General features: G+C 74.4%; 22 protein-coding genes and 1 tRNA gene. 14 read left to right on the top strand and 9 right to left on the bottom strand.

The genetic code is table 11. From position 1 onward, the window contains the following. Positions 1 to 68 precede the first annotated feature (68 nt). Positions 69 to 719 carry a response regulator gene (locus GTW08_RS22490; RefSeq protein ID WP_073576373.1) on the bottom strand — a complete coding sequence of 217 codons (651 nt, stop codon included), beginning with the start codon at positions 717 to 719 and terminating at the stop codon, positions 69 to 71. Beyond that, a complete protein-coding gene (locus GTW08_RS22495) occupies positions 716 to 973 on the bottom strand; it encodes a hypothetical protein (protein ID WP_161152486.1) in 258 nt (85 codons plus the stop codon). The genes GTW08_RS22490 and GTW08_RS22495 overlap by 4 nt, the downstream gene beginning before the upstream one ends. A gap of 296 nt (positions 974 to 1,269) precedes the next feature. Here GTW08_RS22495 and GTW08_RS22500 point away from each other — a divergent pair, with 296 nt between their 5' ends. Continuing rightward, positions 1,270 to 2,076, top strand: coding sequence for a DUF2382 domain-containing protein (locus GTW08_RS22500; protein ID WP_073578535.1), 807 nt, complete (start codon positions 1,270 to 1,272; stop codon positions 2,074 to 2,076). An 81-nt stretch (positions 2,077 to 2,157) separates the two neighbouring features. On the opposite strand, the gene GTW08_RS22505 is transcribed toward GTW08_RS22500, so the two are convergent. Further along, entirely contained in the window at positions 2,158 to 3,174 is a 1,017-nt protein-coding gene (locus tag GTW08_RS22505; protein WP_304580233.1) for an alpha/beta hydrolase, read from the bottom strand. Between the two features lie 229 nt (positions 3,175 to 3,403). Here GTW08_RS22505 and GTW08_RS22510 point away from each other — a divergent pair, with 229 nt between their 5' ends. The 3 genes from GTW08_RS22510 to GTW08_RS22520 all read left to right on the top strand — a co-directional run bounded on the left by GTW08_RS22510 (position 3,404) and on the right by GTW08_RS22520 (position 7,855). After that, entirely contained in the window at positions 3,404 to 4,573 is a 1,170-nt protein-coding gene (locus tag GTW08_RS22510) for a lipase family protein (RefSeq protein WP_161152487.1), read from the top strand. Positions 4,574 to 4,782: 209 nt separating this feature from the next. After that, positions 4,783 to 7,356: a rifamycin-inactivating phosphotransferase gene (gene rph, locus GTW08_RS22515; RefSeq protein WP_346009956.1), complete on the top strand. Its 2,574-nt coding sequence runs from the start codon at positions 4,783 to 4,785 to the stop codon at positions 7,354 to 7,356. Positions 7,357 to 7,420: 64 nt separating this feature from the next. Further along, on the top strand, positions 7,421 to 7,855 hold the full coding sequence (locus GTW08_RS22520; protein WP_161152489.1) for a VOC family protein: 435 nt from the start codon (positions 7,421 to 7,423) through the stop codon (positions 7,853 to 7,855). Positions 7,856 to 8,006: 151 nt separating this feature from the next. On the opposite strand, the gene GTW08_RS22525 is transcribed toward GTW08_RS22520, so the two are convergent. Next, a complete protein-coding gene (locus GTW08_RS22525; RefSeq protein ID WP_073578531.1) occupies positions 8,007 to 8,603 on the bottom strand; it encodes a helix-turn-helix domain-containing protein in 597 nt (198 codons plus the stop codon). Between the two features lie 134 nt (positions 8,604 to 8,737). Here GTW08_RS22525 and GTW08_RS22530 point away from each other — a divergent pair, with 134 nt between their 5' ends. The 4 genes from GTW08_RS22530 to GTW08_RS22545 all read left to right on the top strand — a co-directional run bounded on the left by GTW08_RS22530 (position 8,738) and on the right by GTW08_RS22545 (position 10,957). Next, a complete protein-coding gene (locus GTW08_RS22530; RefSeq protein WP_073578597.1) occupies positions 8,738 to 9,385 on the top strand; it encodes an SAM-dependent methyltransferase in 648 nt (215 codons plus the stop codon). 1 nt (position 9,386) lies between these two features. Further along, entirely contained in the window at positions 9,387 to 9,866 is a 480-nt protein-coding gene (locus GTW08_RS22535; protein WP_073578530.1) for a DinB family protein, read from the top strand. A gap of 89 nt (positions 9,867 to 9,955) precedes the next feature. Beyond that, a complete protein-coding gene (locus GTW08_RS22540; protein ID WP_161152490.1) occupies positions 9,956 to 10,297 on the top strand; it encodes a transcriptional regulator in 342 nt (113 codons plus the stop codon). Positions 10,298 to 10,327: 30 nt separating this feature from the next. After that, entirely contained in the window at positions 10,328 to 10,957 is a 630-nt protein-coding gene (locus tag GTW08_RS22545; protein WP_073578528.1) for a hypothetical protein, read from the top strand. Between the two features lie 418 nt (positions 10,958 to 11,375). Here the strand turns inward: GTW08_RS22545 and GTW08_RS22550 are convergent. From GTW08_RS22550 to GTW08_RS22570, 5 genes are all read right to left on the bottom strand, one after another. After that, positions 11,376 to 11,450 (bottom strand) — tRNA-Arg (locus GTW08_RS22550). Positions 11,451 to 11,530: 80 nt separating this feature from the next. Next, positions 11,531 to 12,418, bottom strand: a complete 888-nt coding sequence (locus tag GTW08_RS22555; RefSeq protein WP_073578527.1) for an alpha/beta fold hydrolase — start codon at positions 12,416 to 12,418, stop codon at positions 11,531 to 11,533. 106 nt (positions 12,419 to 12,524) lie between these two features. Then, the gene (locus tag GTW08_RS22560) at positions 12,525 to 13,199 is read right to left on the bottom strand and encodes a DUF305 domain-containing protein (protein ID WP_073578526.1); all 675 of its coding nucleotides are present in this window, start codon (positions 13,197 to 13,199) and stop codon (positions 12,525 to 12,527) included. Positions 13,200 to 13,206: 7 nt separating this feature from the next. Continuing rightward, a complete protein-coding gene (locus GTW08_RS22565) occupies positions 13,207 to 14,037 on the bottom strand; it encodes a DUF3105 domain-containing protein (RefSeq protein WP_073578525.1) in 831 nt (276 codons plus the stop codon). A 56-nt stretch (positions 14,038 to 14,093) separates the two neighbouring features. Continuing rightward, positions 14,094 to 16,232 (bottom strand): hypothetical protein, encoded by a 2,139-nt coding sequence (locus GTW08_RS22570; RefSeq protein WP_161152491.1) that lies wholly within the window; start codon positions 16,230 to 16,232, stop codon positions 14,094 to 14,096. Positions 16,233 to 16,306: 74 nt separating this feature from the next. On the opposite strand from GTW08_RS22570, the gene argS reads away from it, so the two are divergent. The 6 genes from argS to GTW08_RS22600 all read left to right on the top strand — a co-directional run. Continuing rightward, positions 16,307 to 17,956, top strand: coding sequence for an arginine--tRNA ligase (gene argS, locus GTW08_RS22575; protein ID WP_161152492.1), 1,650 nt, complete (start codon positions 16,307 to 16,309; stop codon positions 17,954 to 17,956). 1 nt (position 17,957) lies between these two features. After that, positions 17,958 to 19,406 (top strand): diaminopimelate decarboxylase, encoded by a 1,449-nt coding sequence (lysA, locus tag GTW08_RS22580; protein WP_161152493.1) that lies wholly within the window; start codon positions 17,958 to 17,960, stop codon positions 19,404 to 19,406. Between the two features lie 99 nt (positions 19,407 to 19,505). Beyond that, positions 19,506 to 20,885, top strand: coding sequence for a homoserine dehydrogenase (locus tag GTW08_RS22585; protein WP_073578522.1), 1,380 nt, complete (start codon positions 19,506 to 19,508; stop codon positions 20,883 to 20,885). A 164-nt stretch (positions 20,886 to 21,049) separates the two neighbouring features. Beyond that, on the top strand, positions 21,050 to 22,066 hold the full coding sequence (gene thrC, locus GTW08_RS22590; RefSeq protein WP_237454079.1) for a threonine synthase: 1,017 nt from the start codon (positions 21,050 to 21,052) through the stop codon (positions 22,064 to 22,066). After that, on the top strand, positions 22,066 to 22,968 hold the full coding sequence (thrB, locus tag GTW08_RS22595; RefSeq protein WP_161152495.1) for a homoserine kinase: 903 nt from the start codon (positions 22,066 to 22,068) through the stop codon (positions 22,966 to 22,968). Before thrC ends, thrB begins: the two co-directional genes overlap by 1 nt. A gap of 403 nt (positions 22,969 to 23,371) precedes the next feature. Then, positions 23,372 to 23,597, top strand: a 226-nt coding sequence (locus GTW08_RS22600; protein WP_202417556.1) for a Rho termination factor N-terminal domain-containing protein, incomplete at its 3' end; no start/stop codon positions are given.

The raw sequence follows: 23,597 nt of genomic DNA on the forward strand, positions 1-23,597 counted from the left end.
GCGGGTGCCGGGCGACGCTACGGGTCGCCACGGCGCTCGCCGGACGCCGTGGGGCCGTGGGGGCGGCGTCAGCGGCCGGCCAGGCCGTGGCGGTAGGCGTAGCCGACGGCCTGGGCGCGGTCGCGCAGCCCGGTCTTGGCGAACAGGTGGTTGACGTGGGTCTTCACCGTCGCCTCGCCGACCACGAGCCGTCGCGCGATCTCGGTGTTGGACAGGCCCTCGGCGATCAGCCCGAGCACCTCGACCTCGCGCGGGGTCAGCCCGTCCGGCGGGTCGACCGGTGCCGCCGGGACGGTCGACGCGCGGGCGGCGACCAGCCGGGACAGTACGCCGGCGTCCACGGTGGACACACCGTCGGCGGCCGAGCGCAGGGCCCGGCCGATGGCCTCGGCGTCGGCGTCCTTGGACAGCCAGCCCGAGGCGCCCGCGGCGATCGCGTCGACCACGGCGTCGTCGTCGACGTAGGTGGTGAGCACGACGACGGCGGTGCCGGGATGTCCGTCGCGGACCCGGCGGGTCGCCGAGACGCCGTCGCCCGCGGGCATCCGCAGGTCGGTGAGCAGCACGTCCGGGGCCAGCTCGGCGACCCGGGCGACCGCCTCGTCGCCGCCGGACGCGGTGCCGACGACCTCGATGCCGTCGAGCAGGCCCAGGACGGTGGCGAGGCCGTCGCGCACGATCCGCTGGTCGTCGGCCAGGACCACCTGCAGGGCGCTCACGTCGTGATCCTCTCGCGGTCCGGTCCGGCGGCCAGCGAGGCGGGCGTCGGGTAGAAGCCGAACCAGGCGTTCGTCCCCACCGCGAGGGCGAGCACGACGAGCGCGACCACGGCCGGCAGCGCGGCCGCCCGCACCGCGGGCCGCCGGCGGGCCCAGTGGCGCACGAGCAGTACGAGGGTGAGCGCGGCCGTGCCCGCGACGGCGGTGACGGTGACGGCCGACCCGAGCGGGAGCAGTGCGGTCCCGGCGAGCACGTCACCACGATTCCACGCCGGTCCCGGGGACCCGGTGGCGGGATGATCCGTCCCCGTCGTCGGGAACGTCCTAGATCAAGTCCAGAACAGACTGTCCCAAACATGCCGTCCGGGGTCGCCCGCGACGGGAACGCGCTACACCCAGCGTTGTCGCACAAGCGATCCCGTGGGGCCGGGTGGATGACGGCGGTCACACGGACGACGGGGAACGCGGCGTCCGCCGCATGCCGGGGCGGTTCCGGGTCGACCCCACCGGTGTTCGACAGCATTCGTACCGAGCCACGGACGACAGCAGCATGATCACGAAGGACATGACCCGGGAGCTCATCGGTCGTCAGGTCGTCGACAACCACGGCGAGAAGGTCGGCAAGATCGGCCAGATCTACCTGGACGAGCGCAGCGGTGACCCGACCTGGGCCACGGTCAACACCGGGCTGTTCGGTACCAAGGAGAGCTTCGTGCCGCTGCAGAACGCCGACGTGCACGACCGCGACGTCGCGCTGGGCGTGGAGAAGAAGGCAGTCAAGGACTGCCCGCACGTGGGCCGCTCCGACGAGCGCCTGACCGGGTCGGAGGAGGACGAGCTCTACCGCCACTACGGCATCGGGCACGGTAACGGCAACGGCCGCACCGACGCCCGCCACGCCACCGGTGAGCGCACCGACCGCGACCGCACCGACCGCACCGACAGCACCGACCGCACCGCCCGTACCGGCGACGACGCGATGGTCCGCCACGAGGAGAACCTGCGCGTCGGCACCGAGACCGAGGAGACCGGGCGCGTCGCGCTGCGCAAGTACGTCGTGACCGAGGACCAGACCGTCACCGTCCCGGTGTCGCACGAGGAGGTCCGCCTCGAGCGCGAGCCGGTCGACGGCACCGAGGCCGAGGCCCGCCCGGGCGCCATGGGCGAGGCCGAGCACGAGGTGACCCTGCACCGCGAGCGCCCGGTCGTCGACAAGACCACCGAGGCCGTGGAGAAGGTGCGCCTCGGCACCCGCACCGTCACCGAGGACGAGAAGGTCTCCGACACCGTGCGCAAGGAGCGCGTCGAGGTCGACGACCCGCAGCACGCCCTGCCCCGCGACGAGCGCCGCAGCTGAGCGACGCACCGCGCCACCGGCGCGTCACCGGAGCCCGCACCTCGGGCCCGGTGACGCGCCGGGCCCATGTCGGGGGGCCGGTCAGGTCGCGCCGAGCAGCGCGAACGCCGTCCGTAGCGCGCCGGCGGCCTCGGCGACGGCCTGCCTCGGGCGCACCCCGATCCCGAGCGAGGTCGCGAAGCCGTGCACGAGGTCGGGGTGACGGCGCAGCGTCGCCGGGACGCCCGCCTCCCGCATGCGGGTGACCAGGTGCTCGCCCTCGTCGCGCAGCGGGTCGAACCCGGCGGTCGCGACGTAGGCGGGCGGCATCCCGGACAGGTCGCCCTCGGCGATCCGCAGCCGCGGGTCGTCGCGCATCGTCTCGGGCACGTACCAGCCGGCCATCGCCTCGATCGCCTCGCCGGTGAGCAGGAAGCCGTCGCCGAACAGCTCGCGTGAGCGGGTGTGCCCGTCGAGCTCGGTGACCGGGAAGAACGCCAGGCAGAACACCGGACGCCCGGCCGGGGCGGCGCCGTCGCGGCTGGTCTCGCGGGCCACCGTCAGCGCCAGGCTCGCCCCGGCGGAGTCCCCGCCGACCGCGATCCGGCCCGGGGCCGCCCCGAACTCCTCCGGGTGCGCCGTGACGTGCGCGAACGCGGCCAGACAGTCGTCGACGGCGGCCGGGAACGGGTGCTCGGGCGCCAGCCGGTAGTCGACCGACAGCACCCGGGCGCCGGACTCGGCGGCCAGCGTCGCGCACAGTTCGTCGTGGGTGTCCAGGTCACCGGCGACGAAACCGCCGCCGTGCACGTAGACGAGCAGTGCGCCGTCGGCGACGTCGGGTCCCGGCGGCGGCACGTACAGCCGCGCCCGCAGGTCGGCGACCGCACCGGGGACCGTGCGGTCCTCGCGGCGCACCCCCGGCTCCTCGGGCCCGGCGACGACGCGGTCGACGAACGACTGGCCCGCCCGCATCTGCTCCGGCGGCGGGACGGGCTGAGGCCGGCGCGGGGTGAGCAGCCGCAGCAGGAGCTGGATGTCGAGGTCGAGCTGCTGGCCGTCGCGACGGACGGGCGGGCCGGCGATCGCCCGCTTCACCGGCGTCGGCAGGGCCAGCACACCGCGCAGGGCTCCTCGTGCGACACGTACCCGATGATCCACGGTGACCTCCCGCGTGTACCCGATCTCCTGTGTCGATAGTGGCACCGGGTGCCGTTCGCTGCCGCTGTACGCGGCACGGATCACCGGTCCGCGCGCCGTCGCGGCCGTTTCGCAACCTCGGTCCCCGTTCCCGGCGGGGTGGCCGCTCGTTCAGCTCGGTGGAGATCATCTGCGGAGGGGGACGGGCATGAGGACGAGGCTGCGTGCGACGGTCGTGGCGGGGGTGGTGGCGGTCGTCGCGGCGGTGGTCGCGGTGCCGCAGGCACTGGCCTCGCCGGACGGACCGGAGCCCGACGGGGCGCCGGGCGACGTCGTGTCCGCGGAGCGGGTCCTCACGCCGACGGTGCCCGCCGCGACCGCGACCCGGATCCTCTACCGCAGCCTCGACACCGACGACCGGCCGGTCACGGTGAGCGGGATCGTCCTCACCCCGCTCGTCCCGGCGCCGGGGCCCACCCGGGTCGTCGGCTTCGCCGCGGGGACCCAGGGCCTCGCCGACCGGTGCGCGCCGTCGCGCCAGCTGCAGGCGGGCACCGAGTACGAGGCACCGGCCCTCACCGCGCTGCTGGCCGCGGGCAACACCGTGGCCGTCACCGACTACGAGGGTCTGGGCACCCCCGGCGAGCACACCTACGTCAACCGGGCCGCGCAGGCGCACGCCCTGCTGGACGTCGTGCGTGCGGCCCAGCGGGCCGGCGTCGGCGTGCCGGAGGACGCCCCGACCGCGCTCTACGGCTACTCCCAGGGCGGCGGTGCCTCGGCCGCCGCGGTCGAGCTGGCCCCCGACTACGCCCCCGAGCTGGACATCGTCGGCGCCTACGCGGGCGCGCCGCCCGCGGACCTGGCCGCGACCGGCCGAGCCCTGGAGGGCGGCGCCGCCGTCGCGCTGCTCGGCTACGCCGTCTCCGGGTTCGACGCCGCCTACCCGGATCTGGGGGTGCCGGATCTGCTCAACGACCGCGGCCGTCAGGTGATCGCCGAGCTGCGCGAGCAGTGCACACAGGACTCCGTGCTGCGCTACCCCGGCCTGCGCTCCGAGCAGCTGTCCGCCGACGGGCGGCCGATCTCCGCCTTCCTCGACGAGGAGCCCTTCGCGAGCAGGGTCGACGAGCAGCTGATCGGACGCCGCACCCCCGAGGCGCCGGTGCTGATCGTGCACAGCGTCGCCGACGACATCGTGCCGTTCGACCAGGGCAGGGAGCTCGCCGAGCGCTGGTGCGCCCGCGGTGCCGACGTCGAGTTCCGGCCGTCGCCCGTCCCCGGGCACGTCGGCGGGTACCCCGACGGTCAGGCCCGCGCGCTGGCGTTCCTGCAGGCCCGCTTCGCCGACCTGCCGGTCACGTCGACCTGCGACTGACGGGTCCGTACGGGACGGTGTGACCGTCCACCACGGACCGGACCCGGGCGCCCACCCGCCGGGATGTGAGGCGGGCGCGTCGCCCTCCCGCCATGGTCAACGTATAACGCAACGGGGGACTTGCGGCAAGACCCCGGGACCGCGTCAGACTCTGCGCCCGGCGCCGTGACCTGCGGCGTCGTGGTGACACGGGGGCGGGAGTGCACGACGTGCTGCTGCAGTTGGGCGAGGTCGGCCGGGACCGGCTCGCCGTCGTCGGGGGGAAGGCCGCGCACCTGGGGGAGCTGACCCGGACGGCGGGGGTCGCCGTCCCGGGCGGCTGGTGCGTGACGACGGAGGTCTACCGGGCCGCCGTCACCGGTGCGCCCGGGTTCGACGCGTTGCTGGACCGCCTGGCCGGTCTGCCCGCCGACGACGCCGACGGGAACGCAGTGGTCGCCGCCGAGATCCGCGGGCTGGTGGCGTCCCGGCCGGTCCCCGACGACGTCGCGGCGGCGGTCACCGCGGCGGTCGGCCGGGCCCCGGCCGGGACGGCGTGGGCGGTGCGCTCCAGCGCGACCGCCGAGGACCTGCCGACGGCGTCGTTCGCCGGGCAGCAGGACTCGTATCTGAACGTGGTGGGCGCCGACGCCGTGCTCGACCGGGTGCGGGACTGCTGGGCGTCGCTGTTCACCGACCGCGCCGTGGCCTACCGCCGGCGGCGCGGCCTCGACCACCGCGCCGTCGCGATGGCGGTGGTGATCCAGGAGATGGTCGTCCCGGATGTGTCCGGGGTGCTGTTCACCGCCGACCCGGTGACCTCCGACCGGACCGTGACCGTCGTCGAGGCGGTGCCCGGGCTGGGCGAGGCGCTGGTGTCCGGCCTGGTCGCCGCGGACGCGTGGACGGTCCGCGCCGACACCGTCGTCGACACGCGGATCGCACCGCGGACGGTCGCGGTGCAGCCGGCGCCGGGCGGCGGCACCCGCACCGAGCGGCTCGACCCGGACGGCCCGCCCCTGCTCACCGAGGACCGGGTACGGGAGCTGGTCCGGCTCGGCCGGACGGTCGAGGCCGGGCTGGGGAGCCCGCAGGACATCGAGTGGTGCCTGTCCGGCGGCCGGTTCCAGGTCGTCCAGAGCCGCCCGATCACCACGCTGTTCCCGGTCCCCGACACCGGCGACGACCGCCTCCACGTCTACCTGTCGGTCGGCTACCAGCAGATGATGACCGACGCGATGCGCCCGCTCGGGCTGTCGTTCTGGCAGATGACGACGCCGCGCCCGATGGCCGAGGCCGGCGGGCGGCTGTTCGTCGACGTCACCGCCGCGCTGGGCACCCCCTCCGGTCGCGACGGCCTGCTCGCGGTGATGGGCCGGTCGGACCCGCTGATGACCGACGCGTTGCGCACCGTGCTCGACCGCGGCGCGGTCCCGCTCGGCGAGGATCCGGCGACGCCCGCCCCGGTGCACGGCGCGCCGACCACCGAGCCGCTGGACCCGGACCCCGCGCTGGTCGCCGAGCTGGTCGCCGAGGTCCGGGCCTCGGTGGCGGACGCGGCGCGCAGGATCTCCGGCCGCGTCGGGCCGGAGCTGTTCGTCGCGATCCGCGAGGACATCCCCGAGCTGCGGGCGCGGCTGAGCGACCCGCGCAGCACCCGGGTGTTCATGACGGCGATGGACGCGGCGTACTGGATCGACGAGCACGTCGGCGAGTGGCTGGGGGAGCGGCCGTCGGACGTGCTGACCCGGTCGGTGCCCGACAACGTGACCTCGCAGATGGGGCTCGCGCTGCTCGACGTCGCCGACGCTGTCCGCCCGCACCCGGCGGCGGTGGCACTGCTGGGCGGGGCCGGGGACGACGTGCTCGACGCGCTGGGGTCGGTCGAGGGCGGCACGGTGGCCCGCGACGCGATCGTCGGCTGGCTCGACGCCTACGGGGCCCGCTGCGTCGGCGAGATCGACATCAGCAGGCCGCGGTGGCACGAGCGCCCGGCCGCGCTCGTGCCGCTGATCCTCGGCCACGTCGACGGCGAGGAGCCCGGCGCCGGGCGCCGCCGGTTCGCCCACGGCCGCCGCGAGGCCGAGGCGACCCGCGACGACCTGCTGGCCCGGCTGCGCGCCGGGGTCGACGGGGAGGCCCGCGCCGCGGAGACGGCGCTGATGATCGAGCGGTTGCGGACCTTCATCGGCTACCGCGAGTTCCCCAAGTTCGGCATGGTCTCGCGCTACGCGGTCTACCGGGCCGCGCTGCTCGCCGAGGCCGACCGGCTCGTCGCCGCACGCGTGCTCGACGACCGCACCGACGCCTACTACCTGCGGTTCGACGAGCTGGAGCAGGTCTCGCGCACCGGGCACGCCGACCTCGCGCTGGTATGTGCCCGGCGGGCGGAGTTCGCCGTGTACGAGGCGCTGACCCCGCCGCGGGTGCTGACCTCGGACGGTGAGTGCCTGCAGGGCTCCTACCACCGCGACGACGTGCCGCCCGGAGCCCTCGCCGGGCTCGCGGTGTCGGCCGGGACGGTCGAGGGCCGCGCCCGCGTCGTCGCCGACCTGTCCGGCGCCGCACTCGAACCCGGGGACGTGCTGCTCACCGCCTACACCGACCCCAGCTGGACGCCGGCGTTCGTCACGATCGCGGGGCTGGTCACCGAGGTCGGCGGGCGGATGACCCACGGCGCCGTCGTCGCCCGCGAGTACGGCCTGCCCGCCGTGGTCGGGGTGGAGGGCGCGACCCGGCTGATCCGGGAGGGCCAGCGGGTCCGGGTGGACGGCGGCAGCGGTCTGGTGGAGATCCTCGGCTGAGCGTGTCGAGAACCGGGGACCGGCTCCGTCCCCGGGACACGCACACCACGGACGGGAGGACACCATGACGGTCCTGCGGATGGACAACGTCGGCGTCGTCGTCGACGACCTCGATGCGGCGGTCGCGTTCTTCGCGGCCCTCGGGCTGGCGGTGGAGGGCCGGGCGACGGTGTCCGGCCCGGACGTCGACCGGCTCGTCGGGCTCGACGGCGTGCGGTGCGACATGGCCGTCGTGCGGACGCCCGACGGCTACGGCCGGCTGGAGCTGATGCGGTTCGGGTCGCCGTCGTCGCCGGTGGGGGACCCGGGCGCCGCGGTGAACGTGCTCGGCATCCGGCGGGTCATGTTCGCCGTCACCGACCTGGCGGAGACCGTGGAGCGGCTGCGTGGCCACGGTGCCGAGCCGGTCGGCGACGTCGTGACGTTCGGCGCGCACACCCTGGCCTACCTGCGCGGGCCGGGCGGGATCCTCGTCGCGCTGGCCCAGGAGGGCGGCTGACCGCGGGCCTCCTCAGCCCCGGGGGTCCGGGCCCGGCGCACCGGGGCACCGCTCGACGGGGAGGGCCTCGCCACGGTCCGCGACGCCGCTGACCGGTGCCGATCGGCGCCATCACGGTGGTCGCCGAACCGGTCGCACCGACGGCGACCCCTCAGCCGTGGTGTCCGGCACCGGTCGCACCCCGGCCGAGGTGGGCGTGTTCCCCCTGCAGGCTGAACAGCGCGAGTGTCTCGGCGGGCCGGTGGTCGGCGCTGCCGATCCAGTGCGGTGTGCCGGTGTCGAACTCGACCACCTCGCCGGGGCCGAGGAGGTGCTCGGTGTCGTCGAGGACCAGCCGCACCCGGCCGTCGAGGACGTAGAACCACTCGTAGCCCTCGTGGGTCTGCAGGGCGGTCGTCGGCGACGCGGCGGCCGGCGGGTAGACCACCTTGAAGGCCTGGACCCCGCCGCCGCGACGGGTCAGCGGGACGAACACCAGCCCGCGGTGGCGCACCGGGCGCAGGTGGATGCGGGGGTCACCGGTCGGCGGTGCCTGCACGAGGTCGTCGAGCGGGACCCCGTGCGCCCGGGCCAGCGGCAGCAGCTGCTCCAGCGTCGGCCGCAGCTTCCCGGTCTCCAGCCGGGACAGGGTGCTCGCGGTCAGGGCGGTCTCCGCCGCGAGCTGGTCGAGGGTGGCGCCGCGGCGACGGCGCAGGTCCCGCAACCTCGGGCCCACCCCGGCGAGCACGTCGTGTCCGGTGTCGTCCACCCCGTCAGATTGCCGATCGGCAAGATTTCTTGCAACCTGGGACGGCGGGTGTCGATGCTACGGAGGTCCCGACGTCGGCGACGTCGATGACGCCCGCAGACCGACACCTCCCGGAGGAACCACCGATGGAGCCCATGCCGACCGCGTCCGACCCCGAGACGTTCTGGGACGAGCTGTACCGCCGCCGCGGTGGGGGAGAGGTCCGCGCCAACCCCCTGCTCGCCGAGGTCGCCGGCCCGCTGACACCGGGCACGGCCCTGGACCTCGGATGCGGTGCCGGGGGCGACACGATCTGGCTGGCCCGGCGGGGCTGGCACGTCACGGCCGTGGACATCTCCGCCGCCGCCGTGGACGGGCTCGCGCGTCGCGGCCGCGCCGAGGGGCTCGCGCCGCAGGTCCGCGCCGAGCGCCACGACCTCGCGACGACGTTCCCGGCCGGGGCGTTCGACCTGGTCTCCGCCCAGTACCTGCACACCCCGTTCACGCTGGACCGCGACGCGGTGCTGCGGACCGCCGCGCGCGCACTGCGACCGGGCGGGCTGCTGCTGGTCGTCGACCACGGGTCCGTCGCCCCGTGGTCGTGGAACCAGGACCCGGACGCCCGCCACCCCACCGCCGCCGAGATCGCCGCCGGGCTCGGCCTCGATCCCGACGGATGGGCCGTCGAGCGCGCCGACGAGCCCCGGCGCCTCGCGACCGGCCCCGACGGCCGCACCGCCACGGTCGTCGACACCGTCCTGGTCCTGCGCCGCGCCGGCGCCGCCGCCACCCACCGGAGCTGACGTGCCCCGCCGCGACACCGCCCTCCCGTCCGACGCCGCGGACGAGAAGAGCGTCCTGACCGGGTTCCTGGGCCACCTCCGCGGCGCGGTCGCGGCCAAGGCCCTCGGCGTCCCGGACGCCGCCGCCCGTGAGCCCGGCGTCCCCTCGGGGACCAGCCTGCTCGGCCTGGTCGCGCACCTGACGCACGTCGAGCGTCACTACTTCCTCGGTGAGGCCGTCCGGGACTGGCCCGCGACCTTCCGGCCGCGGGCGGAGGACACCGCCGAGGACGTCGTGGCGGCCTACCGGGAGGCCACCGTCCGGGCCGACGCCGTCGTCGACACCTGGTCCGACCTGGACCGGGCGGCGCCGGTGCCCGCGGGACGGAGGTCGGCCCCGTCGCGGCGCTGGCTGCTGGTGCACATGATCGAGGAGACCGGGCGCCACGCCGGGCACGCCGACATCCTCCGCGAACGCATTGACGGGCGCACCGGGCGCTGAGGCCCCGGACCCGCTGAGCGGCCCCCGCACGGAGATCTCGATCGGCCCACTACTTGCCGCACTGGCAAGCGATCTCTAGACTTGCCATTATGGCAAGTGCTGCCGGCTCGGGTTCGCCCGTCGAACGGGGAGTGTTCGACGAGGTCGTCCACTCACCGATCCGGTTGCAGGTCTGCGCCATTCTCGCCGCCGCTGACACGCTGAAGTTCGCAGAGGTGCAGGCGGAGTTGGGCATCACCGACTCGCATCTGTCGAAGAACGTGCGCGTGCTGGCTGATGCTGGATACATCGATCAGGTGAAGCATGCCGAACGGGTGGGCCACCGTCAGCGTTCGGTGACAGTGCTGACCCTGACGCAGCAGGGCCGAACTGCCTATCGACAACACGCTGTATGGCTCGACCATCTCACTCGCGGTCGCACGCCCTCATAGGCCGTCACCCCGCCAGGACAAGGAGGCACGATGCCCACCCTCGACGACGCACTGCATGCGACCCTCTCCGCGGAAGCCGTGGAGGCTTCGTTCGTCCATGCCGTCGCGGGCATCCGGACGACCGACAACGCCTACGTCAGCCCACGTGACGGTGTGACCCACTCGCGCACCCGTTTCGAGATGCCCGATCTCGACGGCGCCGACACCGGGAGCCGCGCGGAGACGATCGTCCGTCACGGTGCGCTTCACACCCGTGCCGCAGACAGCGACGAGTGGGTGACACTCGACATGCCTCGACCGGTCCTCGGGTCGTTGGCTTTCCTGACTCTCCTGTACGGGGCAGAGCCCGAACGGTTCACGTCCACCGAGAACGCGACGATCGAGGTGGAGATCTCCGCGTCCCGCGCAATCGAACGAGTACCGGATGAACTGCGTAGCACTCTCGAGGACATCCTTGCCGGTCCGATACGGGAAGAGTCCGGGCAGTTCCCTGAGGTGAGCACGGCCCGTCTGAGTATCTGCGACAACCCGCTCCATATCGCAGAGATGACGGTCACCACGCTCCGTGGCGGGATGACGGAGACGTTCGCGCTGGAGATCCACCCCGTTTCGAGGAGGGTCATCGACAGTGCCATCGCCGCTGACGACACGAGCCGGTGAGGGCTTGCGGCGTCGCCCGACGCTCTCGGCGCCCACGGACGTCGCGTGTGGTCGACCAGTGGGTGTCGTACAAGGGGCGTGGTCCCGCCGAGCCGCTCACACACCGGGGACGGTTCGTCCGCCGGTCGTGTGCTTCGTTCGGCGAGCAGCCGGCGCACTGGCGTCCGGGCTCGCCTGCGTGGTTCGACCCGGCGGGGACGGCTCTCTGCGGTAGCGTCGTCCGTGGGAACGAGGCCGAGCCCGGCGGCGGCTCCGGAACGTTCGCGAGGGCTGCTCTGCGCGACCCGGAACTCCGCACACGAACTCGGCTGGACCAGTCGCCGACGGCCACCCATGGCCGGTGACACCCGGAGAGAACGAGACAGGCCCCACGCCCTGCGTCAGCAGGTGAGGGGCCGATCTTCGCTGTGGGTACTCGTGGTGCCCCCGGCAGGATTCGAACCTGCGCTCCCGCCTCCGGAGGGCGGTGCTCTATCCCCTGAGCTACGGGGGCCGTGCGATGGGAGAAAGATAGCGCATCGCACCCGGGCCACCCGCGCGGGGGTGCCGATCATGCCCGTCGCCGGGCCCCGTTCACGCCCACCGCGTCACGAAAGCCAGGGCCGCGGCGTCGACCTCCTCCGGGTTCGAGGCGCTCAGGAAGTGCTGCCCGCCCTGCACGATCTCGAGCTCGGCGTGCGGGGCACGGGTGAAGCGCCCGATGCCGTCCTCCGCGTTGGCGACGGAATAGACCGTGTCGTCGGTCCCGTGCAGCCACAGCACCGGGCAGCGGACCTCGTCGAGCCTGCCGTGCAGGCCGTCGCGGTCCCGCAGGTTGACCGTGCAGACGCGCAGGCGGTGGCGACCGTCGTCGCCGGTGTAGGTCTCGCGGTAGGTCCGCCGCCAGAACGCGCGGAACTCGTCGTCGATCCCCTCGCCGAGCCCCGCGCCCAGGACGGCGTCGACGAACTCCTCCGGTACCACCCAGTCGTCGTCGACCGGGGCGGCCAGCGCGTCGACCGACGGCGTGCAGAACTCGATGCCGTCCCAGCAGCCCCGCTCGCGACTGGCCGGGCTCTCGAAGTCCATCGAGGTGCCGAGCGGGAGGATGCCCTGGATCCGGTCCGGGGCGAGCAGCGCCATCCGGGCGGCGACCCAGCCGCCCTGCGAGGTGCCGAGCACGAAGGCCCGGTCGACGCCGAGCGCGTCCATGGCCTGCAGGTTCGCCAGGGCGCTGTCCCAATAGGTGAAGTGCGGGTAGGTCGACCTCGTCGCGCCGTGCCCGTAGGGCTCCAGGGCGAGCAGGTTCGCCGCGCCCGAGAGGGTCGTGTCCTCGAACTGGGGGCGGTAGAGGTCGACGGTCGTGGTGAAGGAGTTGACCATGACGACGGTCGGGAGCGACGGGTCGTGCGGCCTACCGGACCGGTACCCGATCCGGGATCCGCCCAGGTGGGGGACGTCGACGGTCGCGGTGCTGCTCACAGGGCCTCCTCGGCTGCGGATGGCCACGGGGTGGCGCCGGCGTCCGCGGCAGCCCTTATCAGAGCGCTCCGCGGTGCCGGTCGTCCAGCCCCGGCACCCGGGGCGGTCAGCCCAGGGGCAGCGGGGCCGCGCCCCGCTCGGCGAGCAGCCCGCGCATCAGGTCCGCCTCGGAGTTCTGCGAGAAGAGCATCTGTCCGGCGAGGTTGCGGACCTCGGCGGTGTCGGCGTGGTCGCGCCCGTACTCCAGCATCGACACGCCGCCCTGGTGGTGGCGCAGCATGAGCTGGAGGAACTCGACGTCCAGCGCGGTGCCGGGCGGGGTGGCCCGCAGCCGGGCGAGGTCGGCGGTGCTCGCCATGCCCGGCATCGTCGCGACGCCGCCGGAGGTCCCGGACATGCCGGACATGCCGGCGTGCGCGGGGTCGTCCATCCAGGCCATGTGGCCGCCGCCGGGCAGGCTCGGCGCGTCCCACAGGCCGAGCCAGCCCTGCATCCGGCCGACCTGCTGGTTCTGGGTGGTCTCGATGTCGAACGCCAGCTGCCGCACCCGCGGGTCGGTGGCGCGGTCGCGCTCCCAGGACGCCATCTCGACGGCCTGACGGTGGTGCACGGTCATGTCCTGGGCGAACCCGACGTCGACCGAGCCCGGCTCGGGCACGAACGGGCCGAACGCGCCGCGTACCGCGAACCCGGCGACGAGCACCGCGACCAGCGCGATCACGCCGAGCGTGATCGTGATCGGGTTCCGCCAGAGTGGGGTCTCCTCGGCCGGGGTCGTCATCGCGACGTCACTGCCCGGGGGCCGGTGCGGGCGCCGGGGCCTGCTGCCCGGGTGCGGACTGCCCGGGGACGGTGGGGTCGGGCGCCGGGGCGCCGCCGGGGGTGGCGCCCTGGTTCTCGGGGAGGATCGTCTGCCCGTCGACGGCGGACTGCTCCGGGATCGGCTGGAAGGCCGGCGGGTTGTCCTGGTCGAAGCCCTGCGCGCCGAGGGCGTCGCAGGAGGCGCCGACCTCGGGGTGGGTGAAGCGGTTGAGCCGCAGCGCGCGGATGAACTGGTCGATCCGCTCGTCGTCGGCGGTCTGGACCTTCAGCTGGTTGCCCCAGGACTGCAGCGAGATCGGGGCGTCGAGGCCCGGGTAGGGCGACATCACCGTGTACGGCTGCCCCTCGACCCGCTGGGACAGTGCGGCCTTGCCCGCCTCGTCGAGGGTGTCGGGGTTGTAGGCGATCCACACGGCGCCGTGCTCCAGGGAGTGCACGAGGTTCTCCGAGCGCACCGGGTTCGGGTAGACCACGCCGTTGCACGCGGCCCAGAAGCCGTCGTGCGCGCCGCCGAAGGGCGGGCTGTGGGTGTAGGCGACCCGCTGGAAGCCGAGCACGTGCTGCAGACCCGGGTAGTCCTGGCTGACGATGCCGGGGATCGCGAGCGCCGGGTTGCGGTTGTCGTCGGTGGGCTCCCAGGCCCGGTTCTGGTTGCGCTGCACCAGCGGGTAGACGATGAACGCCCCCGCGAGCAGCACCAGCACGGTGATCGCGGCGACCATGCCCCAGGGGAACTGGCGCCGGCCGACCGAGGTCGGCATCGACGGTCGCTTCTTGCCGGACTTGCCGCTGGCCATGGGGGAGTCCTGTTCGTGGTCGGCGGGCGGGTTCGCCCGAGTCTAGGAAGGCGCCGTCAGCGGCTCGCCCACCACCCGTAGGAGCGGTAGTCGGGGTAGGGCGCGAGCAGCGGTGCGACCGGACGGGTGGTCACCGTGACGCGGTCACCGGTCACCAGCTCTCCGGGCACCGTGAACGACGCCTGCGCCCACGGCTGCGCGTCCGGCAGCGTCCACTCCCCGGCGGGGCGGCCGTCGACGTCGACGGCGACCACCCGGGTCCGCTCGCCGGGCAGCGCGGGACCGGCGCCGATCCGCCCGGTCAGGGTGACCGGCCGGCCGGGGACGGTGCCGCCGAGGGTGAAGCTCTCGCCGCCGACGACGTGCCGGCCGCTGTCGGCGACGAGCCGTCCCGGCGCGACGACGGACCGGTCCAGCACCGAGTCCGGCTGCACGCCGAGCACCGGCGGGTCGGTCGTCCAGCCGTGCGCGGCCTCGTCGGCGGTGTCCCCGACGTTCAGGTGGTCCACGATCCGGCCGGGCACGGGTGCGTCCGGTGCCTGCGTGGAGTCCGCGGCGGACCAGTCCGCGCGCCAGATGCTCACCCGGTCGCAGCTGCGGTCGATCTGGCAGGTCTGCGGTGCGGACGCCGAGATCGGCCGGGCGGGCCCGGCGAGCCCGAAGGTGATGACCGGCTCGGTGCCGAGCAGTCCGGCGCGGCCGAGGTCGGCGACGGGGACCCCGCCCCACCGGTCGAACACCGCGAACCACTGCGGCCGCTCGTCCGGCGGCAGCGCGCGCAGCGCCTCGTAGAGCGTCCCGGGCCCGTTCAGTGCCGGCGCGGCCATCCCGTTCGTGGTCAGGCCGACCAGGTCGACGGTGCGGTGACCGCCGAACCATGCCGCGGCGCCGACGTCGTTGACGGCGACGACGTCGCCCGGCGGCACGTTCCCGGCGATCCACTGCGCGACGCTCACCGGCCCCTCGCGCATCGCCGAGGCCTGCTGGCCCAGCCGCAGCGCCCAGGCGGGCGTCGCGGCGACGGTGAACAGCAGCACCACTGCGAGCAGCCCGCCGCGCGCCGCCCGGTGCGGCACGAGACCGGCGCCCAGCACCACGAGTAGGAGCAGCAGCGGCAGGAACGGCTGCAGGTAGCGCAGGTCCTGCCACATCGCCGTCGTCAGGGTGGCGACGGCCGCCACCACCAGCACCAGCCCGCCGCCGAGCGCGACCGCGAGGGTCCGCTCCCGGCGCGCGGCGAGCGCGGCGACCCCCAGTACCGCGACGACGAGCGCGAGCGGCGCCAGCACGTCCTGCCCGGACAGCCCGGCCAGCGAGGCGAGCAGCGCCGCGACGTTGCGCTGCACGTGGTCGGCGATCTCCAGCGGCTGGTGCAGGAACCCGGTGTGCAGCCACGACTTCGCGAGCACCCCGTTGGCCTGGGAGCTCCCGGTGAGCACCCGGAACAGCAGCAGCTGCGCCGCGAACACCACCACCGGCGCCGCGACGAGCAGCCCCCGCGCCGCCGCGCGCCCCGAGGGGAACCCTCGTTGCCACCTAAGCCACGACAGTTCCCCTGGGGGCGTCCCGGGGCAGGACCGCAGCAGCGTCCACGCCATCGCGGCGGTGAACGCGGCGGCGACCAGGAAGCCCTCGGGACGGGTGAGGGCCAGCAGCGCCGCGACCACCGGCGTCCACCGGAAACGGGGACGTTCGCGCAGGTAGGACAGCAGGGTGCCGGTGACCAGGGCCGCGAGCAGGCCGACCTCCATGCCGCTGGCCCCGCCCCACAACAGCGGCCCGCACAGCGCGGTGAGCAGTCCCGCCCACCATCCCGCGGCACGCCCGCCCAGCCGGGTCGCGGCGGCCGAGGTGAACGCCGCGGCGAGGGCGACGCCGACGACCCCGCCCGCGACGGCGACGGCGAGCAGCCACCGGCCGTCGAACCCGACCGCGTGCGCGGCGCCGAGCAGGACCATCCAGAGCAGGCTCGACGCGCCCGTCGTGATCTCCGCACCCGGCTGGTAGCGCAGCGGCTCGCCGTCGCCGAGCTGCCGCGCGTACTGCAGGTGGATGTAGACGTCGTCGAGCGGCGGGACCAGGCTCCCGCGGTTGTAGGCCACCGACACCGCGACGAACCCCGCCCCGAGCAGCAGCGCCGCCGCCCCGGAGACGACGGGCGCGCGGGTACTCCGGTCGGTGGAGGGGGGCGTCACGCCCCGCATCGTCGCCGGTCGGGGTGCGGATACCTGCATGAGGGTGCCGGGGGTCCCTCCGTAGAATCCGGGTGGTGAATCCCGACGTGCTCGCCGACCTGGTCCGTGACGTCGCGCGGGACGTGCTGCTCCGACGCGACCTGGACGTCTCCGCCCTGCCGTCCGATGCGGGTGTCGAGCGTCCCCGCAACCCCGACCACGGCGACTACGCGACCAACGTCGCGCTGCGGACCGCCAAGAAGGCCGGCGTGAACCCGCGCGAGCTCGCGACCTGGCTGGCCGAGGAGCTGGCGACCCGCGACGGCGTCGCCAGCGCCGAGATCGCCGGGCCCGGGTTCATCAACCTGCGCCTGGCCGCCGACGCCCAGGGCGCGATCGTCGGGGAGGTCCTCGCCGCGGGCGCGGGCTACGGCACCGGTGACGAGCTGGCCGGGCGCAACGTGAACCTCGAGTTCGTCTCCGCCAACCCGACCGGCCCGCTGCACCTGGGCGGCACCCGGTGGGCCGCGGTCGGTGACGCGCTGGGCCGGGTGCTGTCCGCGCGCGGCGCGAAGGTCACCCGCGAGTACTACTTCAACGACGCCGGCGCCCAGATCGACCGGTTCGTCGGCTCCCTGGTCGCGGCCGCGCAGGGCGAGCCCGCCCCGGAGAACGGCTACGGCGGGGACTACATCGCCGAGATCGCCCAGCGGGTCGTCGCGGCCGAGCCCGGCATCCTCGACCTGCCCGACCAGCAGCGGGACGAGGCGTTCCGCCGGATCGGCGTCGGCTACATGTTCGCCGAGATCAAGCAGAAGCTGGGGGAGTTCCGCGTCGAGTTCGACGTGTGGTTCCACGAGCAGTCGCTGCACGACTCGGGTGCGGTGGAGACCGCCGTCGCCGCGCTCAAGGAGAAGGGCTCGCTCTACGAGGCCGACGGCGCCTGGTGGCTGCGCTCGACCGACCACGGCGACGACAAGGACCGCGTCGTCATCAAGTCCGACGGCCGCCCCGCCTACATCGCCGGCGACATCGCCTACCTGCGCGACAAGCGGGCCCGCGGGTTCGACCTGTGCATCTACATGCTCGGCGCCGACCACCACGGCTACGTCGCCCGGCTCAAGGCCGCCGCGGCCGCGTTCGGCGACGACCCGGCCGTGGTCGAGGTCCTGATCGGGCAGCTGGTCAACCTGGTCAAGGACGGCACCCCGGTCCGGATGAGCAAGCGCGCCGGCACCGTCGTGACGATGGACGACCTGGTCGGGGCCGTCGGCGTCGACGCCGCCCGGTACTCGCTCGTGCGGTCCTCGGTGGACTCGGGCCTGGACATCGACCTGGACCTGCTGGCCAGCCGGACCAGCGAGAACCCGGTGTTCTACGTCCAGTACGCGCACGCCCGGCTGTCCTCGCTGGCCCGCAACGCCGCCGACCTCGGCATCACCCCCGGCGAGGACTACGGCCTGCTGTCCCATGCCCGTGAGGGCGACCTGATCCGCACCCTCGGCGAGTTCGGCGACGTCGTGCGCACCGCCGCCGAGCTGCGCGAGCCGCACCGGGTCGCCCGCTACCTGGAGTCGCTCGCCGGCGCCTACCACAAGTTCTACGACTCCTGCCGCGTCCTGCCCCAGGGGGACGAGGAGGTGTCCGACCTGCACCGCGCGCGCCTCGCGCTCTGCGTCGCCGCCCGCACGGTGCTCGCCAACGGCCTGGCGCTGCTCGGCGTCGACGCCCCGGAACGGATGTGACATGAGGGCACACCCCGCAGGCCCGATGCACGCGGGCCTCACCCCCGCGCCCGAGTCGGCCGGGCCCCGCCCGGAGAGCGCCGCGGCGCTCGACGAGCTGGCGCCCGCGGTCTGGCCTCGACACGCCGCCCGCGGCGCCGACGGCGCGCTGCGCCTGGCCGGGGCCGACGTCCGCGACCTCGCCGCGGCCCACGGCACCCCGCTGTTCGTGCTCGACGAGGACGACTTCCGCGGCCGCTGCAGCGAGTTCGCCGCCGCGTTCGGGGCCGAGGCCGTGCACTACGCGGCGAAGGCGTTCCTGTGTACCGAGATCGCCCGCTGGGTCGCGCAGGAGGGCCTGTCGCTGGACGTGTGCTCCGGCGGCGAGCTGGCCGTGGCGCTGCGCGCGGAGTTCCCGCCCGAGCGGATCGCGCTGCACGGCAACAACAAGTCCCTCGCCGAGCTGGAGGCCGCGGTCGAGGCGGGGGTCGGCGGGATCGTCGTCGACTCCTTCGACGAGATCGCCCGGCTCGCCGACGTCGCCGCCGCACGGGACACCGTCGCGCCGGTGCTGATCCGGCTCACCGTCGGTGTCGAGGCACACACTCACGAGTACATCGCCACCGCGCACGAGGACCAGAAGTTCGGGTTCTCCATCGCCGGGGCCGACACGAAGGACTCGGCGGCGCTGGAGGCCGCCCGCCGTGTGCTCGCCGCGAGTCATCTGAGCCTGGTCGGGCTGCACAGCCACATCGGCTCGCAGATCTTCGAGACCGAGGGCTTCGAGGCGGCCGCCCGGCGCGTGGTGAAGGTTCTCGCCGACCTGCACGCCGAGCACGGCGGCGAGAACCTGACCGCGCTGCGCACCCTGGACCTCGGCGGCGGCATCGGCATCGCCTACCGGCCGGGGGACACCCCGCTGTCGATGCCGGCGCTGGCCGAGGAGCTGCGCGCGATCGTCACGCGCGAGTGCGCCGCCTCCGGGCTGGACGTGCCGGCGATCGCCGTCGAGCCGGGCCGGGCCATCGCCGGGCCGGGCACCGTCACCGTCTACGAGGTCGGCACCGTCAAGGACGTCCCGCTCGGCGGGTACTCCCGGCGCTACGTCAGCGTCGACGGCGGGATGAGCGACAACATCCGCACGTCCCTCTACGACGCCGAGTACGACGTACGGCTGGTGTCCCGCGCCAGCGGGCACGACTCGGTCCCCGGCGGGGACGTCCCCGTGCTGTCCCGGGTGGTCGGCAAGCACTGCGAGTCGGGTGACATCGTGGTGCGCGACTGTTGGCTGCCGGCCGATCTCGCGCCGGGCGACCTGCTGGCCGTCGCGGCGACGGGGGCCTACTGCTACGCCATGGCGTCGGGGTACAACCGGCTGCCGCGACCTGCTGTCGTCGCGGTCCGTGACGGGGTCGACCGGACCCTGTTGCGTCGCGAGACACTGGAGGACCAGTTCCGATTCGAGGTGTGAGCGCACCCGGGTGAGAACCGCCACCCGGACCTGTCCGCACCCGTCCGACCAGGAATGATCGGCGCGCGCCCGAGGGGTGCGCGCACGCGAGGAGGACACGTGGCGAGCGAGACCGGCGCCGTCCGGGTGGCACTGCTGGGCTGCGGCACCGTCGGCACCGAGGTGGTCCGGCTCATCACCGAGCAGGCCGACGAGCTGGCCGCGCGGGTGGGAGCCCGCATCGAGCTGGCCGGGGTCGCCGTGCGGCGACCGCACCGGCACCCCTGGCTGACCGAGAACTTCCCGGACCTGGTGACCACCGATGCCGGCGAGCTCGTGACCCGCGACGACGTCGACGTCGTCGTCGAGGTCATCGGTGGGATCGAGCCGGTCCGCGGCTGGCTGCTGGAGGCGCTCAAGTCCGGCCGCTCGGTCGTGACGGCGAACAAGGCGCTGCTCGCCGAGGACGGCCCGACCCTGGCCGAGGCCGCCGACGCCTCCGGCGCCGACCTCTACTACGAGGCCGCCGTCGCCGGAGCGATCCCGCTGCTGCGCCCGCTGCGCGAGTCCCTGGCCGGGGACCGCATCACCCGGGTCGCCGGCATCGTCAACGGCACCTCGAACTTCATCCTCTCGGCCATGTCCTCGGGCGGGACGTCCTACGCCGACGCGCTGGAGGAGGCGACCCGGCTGGGCTACGCCGAGGCCGACCCGAGCGCCGACGTCGACGGCTACGACGCCGCCTCGAAGGCCGCGATCCTGGCCTCGCTGGCGTTCCACACCCGCTTCACCGCCTCCGACGTGCACCGCGAGGGCATGCGCGGGGTCAGCTCGGCCGACGTCGCCGCCGCCCGCAGGCTCGGCTGCACGATCAAGCTGCTCGCCATCTGCGAGCGTGTGGTGGCCACGGACGGGACCGAGTCGGTCTCGGCGCGCGTCTACCCGGCGATGGTCCCCGACTCGCACCCGCTGGCGGGCGTCGACGGCGCGTACAACGCGGTGTTCGTCGAGGCCGAGGCCGCCGGCCAGCTGATGTTCTACGGCCAGGGCGCAGGCGGCGCGCCGACCGCCTCCGCGGTGCTCGGCGACCTCGTCGCGGTGGCCCGCAACCGGGTCGGCGGCGGCCGCGGGCCGCGCGAGTCGGCCTACGCCAGCCTGCCGGTGCGCCCGATCGGCGAGGTGCCCACCCGGTACCACGTCGACCTCGAGGTGGCCGACCGCGAGGGCGTGCTCGCCACGATCGCGAGCGAGTTCGCGCGGAACGGCGTCTCCATCGCCGCGGTTCGCCAGACCGGCGGGGTGAACGGCTCGGTGGACCGGGCCGACGGCTCGGACCGCAGCCAGGCCCGGCTGACGGTCGTCACGCACTCGGCGCCGGAGGCCGCGCTGTCGGCCACGGTGTCGGCGCTGCTGGACCTCGACCACGTGCTCGGCGTCGCCGGGGTGCTGCGGGTCGAGGGGCTGGGCCGCGCGGTGAGCGCACTGGGTATGGGCGAATGACCACAGGTGGGGGATCAGGGAGTGGACCGGTTGTGACGGGCAGCGTGCGAGGAGTCCGGGGGCCGGCGTCCGGTCCCTTCGGTCCGGTGACCCAGGTCGCCGGTGCGGTCGCGCCGCCGCCACCCGGCCAGTGGCCGGGTGTCATCGAGGCCTACCGCGACCGGATGCCGGTGCAGCCGGACTGGACCGTGGTGACGCTGGGGGAGGGCGGCACGCCGCTGCTGCCGGCCCCCCGGTTGTCGGAGCTGACCGGCTGCCAGGTCTACCTGAAGGTCGACGGCGCCAACCCGACCGGCTCGTTCAAGGACCGCGGCATGACGATGGCGGTCACCGCCGCGCTCGCCGACGGCAAGTCCAGCGTGCTGTGCGCCTCCACCGGCAACACCTCGGCGTCGGCGGCCGCCTACGCCACCCGTGCCGGGATGACCTGTGCGGTGCTCGTGCCGACCGGGAAGATCGCGCTGGGCAAGCTCGCCCAGGCCGTCGCGCACGGCGCCCGGATCCTGCAGATCGACGGCAACTTCGACGACTGCCTGGAGCTGGCCCGCAAGACGACCGCCGACTACCCGGCGATCGCGCTGGTCAACTCGGTGAACCCGACCCGGATCGCCGGCCAGGCCTCGGCCGCCTACGAGATCTGCGACCAGCTGGACCGCGCCCCGGACGTGCACTGCCTGCCGGTCGGCAACGCCGGCAACATCACCGCGTACTGGCACGGCTACCGCGGCTACCACGCCGACGGCGTCATCTCCGCGCTGCCGCGGATGTTCGGGTTCCAGGCCGCCGGCGCCGCACCGCTGGTGCACGGCGCCCCGGTGAGCGACCCCGAGACGATCGCGACCGCCATCCGGATCGGTGCCCCCGCCTCGTGGAAGGGCGCGACCACCGCGCGCGACGAGTCGAACGGGAAGTTCGCCGCCGTCACCGACGACGAGATCCTCGCCGCCTACCGGATGCTGTCCGCGCAGGAGGGCGTGTTCGTCGAGCCCGCATCGGCGTCCAGCGTCGCCGGGCTGCTGCAGAGCCACGCCGACGGGTCGCTGCCCCCCGGCTCCCTCGTGGTGTGCACGGTGACCGGGCACGGCCTGAAGGACCCCGACACCGCTCTGCTCACCGCGCCGGACCCGGAGATCGTCCCGATCGACCCCGGGGCGGTCGCGGCGGCGCTCGAGCTGGCCTGATGGGTCGCCCGACGCGCGTACTGGTGCGGGTCCCGGGGTCGACGGCCAACCTCGGCCCCGGCTTCGACTCCCTCGGCATGGCCCTGGCGTTGTACGACGAGATCGAGGTCGAGACCTTCGAGACGCCGGGGGTGTTCGTCGACGTCGCGGGGCAGGGCTGCCGGCACGTGCCGCGCGACGAGCGGCACCTGGTCCTGCGGGCGATGCGTCTGGCCTTCGAGACGTTCGGCGGGGCGCCCGCGGGGCTGCGGCTGCGCTGCCTCAACGCGGTGCCGCACTCACGCGGCCTCGGCAGCTCCGCGGCGGCCGCCGTCGCCGGGGTGACGGCCGCCGCCGTGCTGGCCGGGCGGGACCCGGAGCTGGAGCGCGACGCGCTGCTGCAGCTCTCCGCCGGCATGGAGGGCCACGCCGACAACGCCGCGGCCAGTCTGCTCGGCGGATTCGTGGTGGCCTGGGAGGCGGCGGGGTCGGCCCGGCGCTTCCACGCCGAGAGGTTGGAGGTGCACCCCGACGTGCACCCGGTCGCCTGTGTGCCCGACGTCGAGTCCTCGACCAAGACCACCCGGGGGCTGCTGCCCGAGCAGGTCCCGCTGGCCGACGCCGCGTTCACCGGCAGCCGCTGCGCGCTGGCGGTGCTGGCGATGACCCGGCGGCCGGACCTGCTCATGGCGGCCACCGAGGACCGGCTGCACCAGCCCTACCGGCGGCCGGCGTACCCGTCATCGCTGCAGCTGGTCGAGGCGCTGCGCGAGCACGACGTACCCGCCGCGATCTCCGGCGCCGGGCCGACGGTGCTGGCCCTGACCCGCGACGGCGTGCTGCCCGACGGCGTCGACACCGACGGTTTCGCGGTGCAGCGGCTGCCGGTCGACGCCACCGGTGTGCAGGTCGAGGTCCGCTGAGCACCGGTGCCCGCAGGGAACGTGAGGTACGCGACCCCGTGTGTCGGCGCGTCGCCCGAGGGGGGTTGTTGCCGCCCCGGGGCGTACGGACTAGTCTCGCCCGTGCATGGCGATCCACGCGACATCGGCGTAGTCTTGCGGCCGGGCCCGCTCGCCCGATCTCCTTTCTGAACTGGACTCGGAATCCCGAACGGGCGGCCTGACTCCCGCGACGTCGTCGTGGGACTCCATCTGTGAATGCTGCCGATACGGGGTCTCCGTATCGGCCGAGCGTGTGACATCCCCTGACCTGGACAGGTAACCGGGTCGGTCAGGAAGGAACTCTGTGAGCGAGACCGATCTCGCCGGTACCGGGACCGCGTCGGCCGAGGCGGCGCCCCGCCGACGCGGCGGCCTGTCCGGCATGGTGCTGGCCGAGCTGCGCCAGCTGGCCACCGAGCTGAACGTCCCGGACATCTCCGGCATGCGGAAGGGCGACCTGATCGCGGCCATCAAGGAGCGTCAGGGCGGAGCGGCGGCGGCCCCCGCGAAGAAGCCGAAGGCGAAGGCGGACCCCGCCGCCACCACCGGCTCCGACGGTGCGGGCGCGCCGCAGCTCGCCCTCGGCGACACCGCCGCGGCCCCCGCCG

This window comes from Pseudonocardia sp. SID8383 (genome assembly GCF_009864975.1).
GTDB lineage: Bacteria > Actinomycetota > Actinomycetes > Mycobacteriales > Pseudonocardiaceae > Pseudonocardia > Pseudonocardia alni.

Coding starts and splice junctions, on each gene's coding strand:
- GTW08_RS22530 (WP_073578597.1), top strand. CDS start 8,738: ATGCCGACCGCGTCCGACCCCGAGACGTTCTGGGACGAGCTGTACCGC.
- GTW08_RS22540 (WP_161152490.1), top strand. CDS start 9,956: ATGGCAAGTGCTGCCGGCTCGGGTTCGCCCGTCGAACGGGGAGTGTTC.
- GTW08_RS22565 (WP_073578525.1), bottom strand. CDS start 14,037: ATGGCCAGCGGCAAGTCCGGCAAGAAGCGACCGTCGATGCCGACCTCG.
- lysA (WP_161152493.1), top strand. CDS start 17,958: ATGAGGGCACACCCCGCAGGCCCGATGCACGCGGGCCTCACCCCCGCG.
- GTW08_RS22510 (WP_161152487.1), top strand. CDS start 3,404: ATGAGGACGAGGCTGCGTGCGACGGTCGTGGCGGGGGTGGTGGCGGTC.
- thrC (WP_237454079.1), top strand. CDS start 21,050: ATGCCGGTGCAGCCGGACTGGACCGTGGTGACGCTGGGGGAGGGCGGC.
- GTW08_RS22500 (WP_073578535.1), top strand. CDS start 1,270: ATGATCACGAAGGACATGACCCGGGAGCTCATCGGTCGTCAGGTCGTC.
- thrB (WP_161152495.1), top strand. CDS start 22,066: ATGGGTCGCCCGACGCGCGTACTGGTGCGGGTCCCGGGGTCGACGGCC.
- GTW08_RS22545 (WP_073578528.1), top strand. CDS start 10,328: ATGCCCACCCTCGACGACGCACTGCATGCGACCCTCTCCGCGGAAGCC.
- GTW08_RS22560 (WP_073578526.1), bottom strand. CDS start 13,199: ATGACGACCCCGGCCGAGGAGACCCCACTCTGGCGGAACCCGATCACG.
- GTW08_RS22520 (WP_161152489.1), top strand. CDS start 7,421: ATGACGGTCCTGCGGATGGACAACGTCGGCGTCGTCGTCGACGACCTC.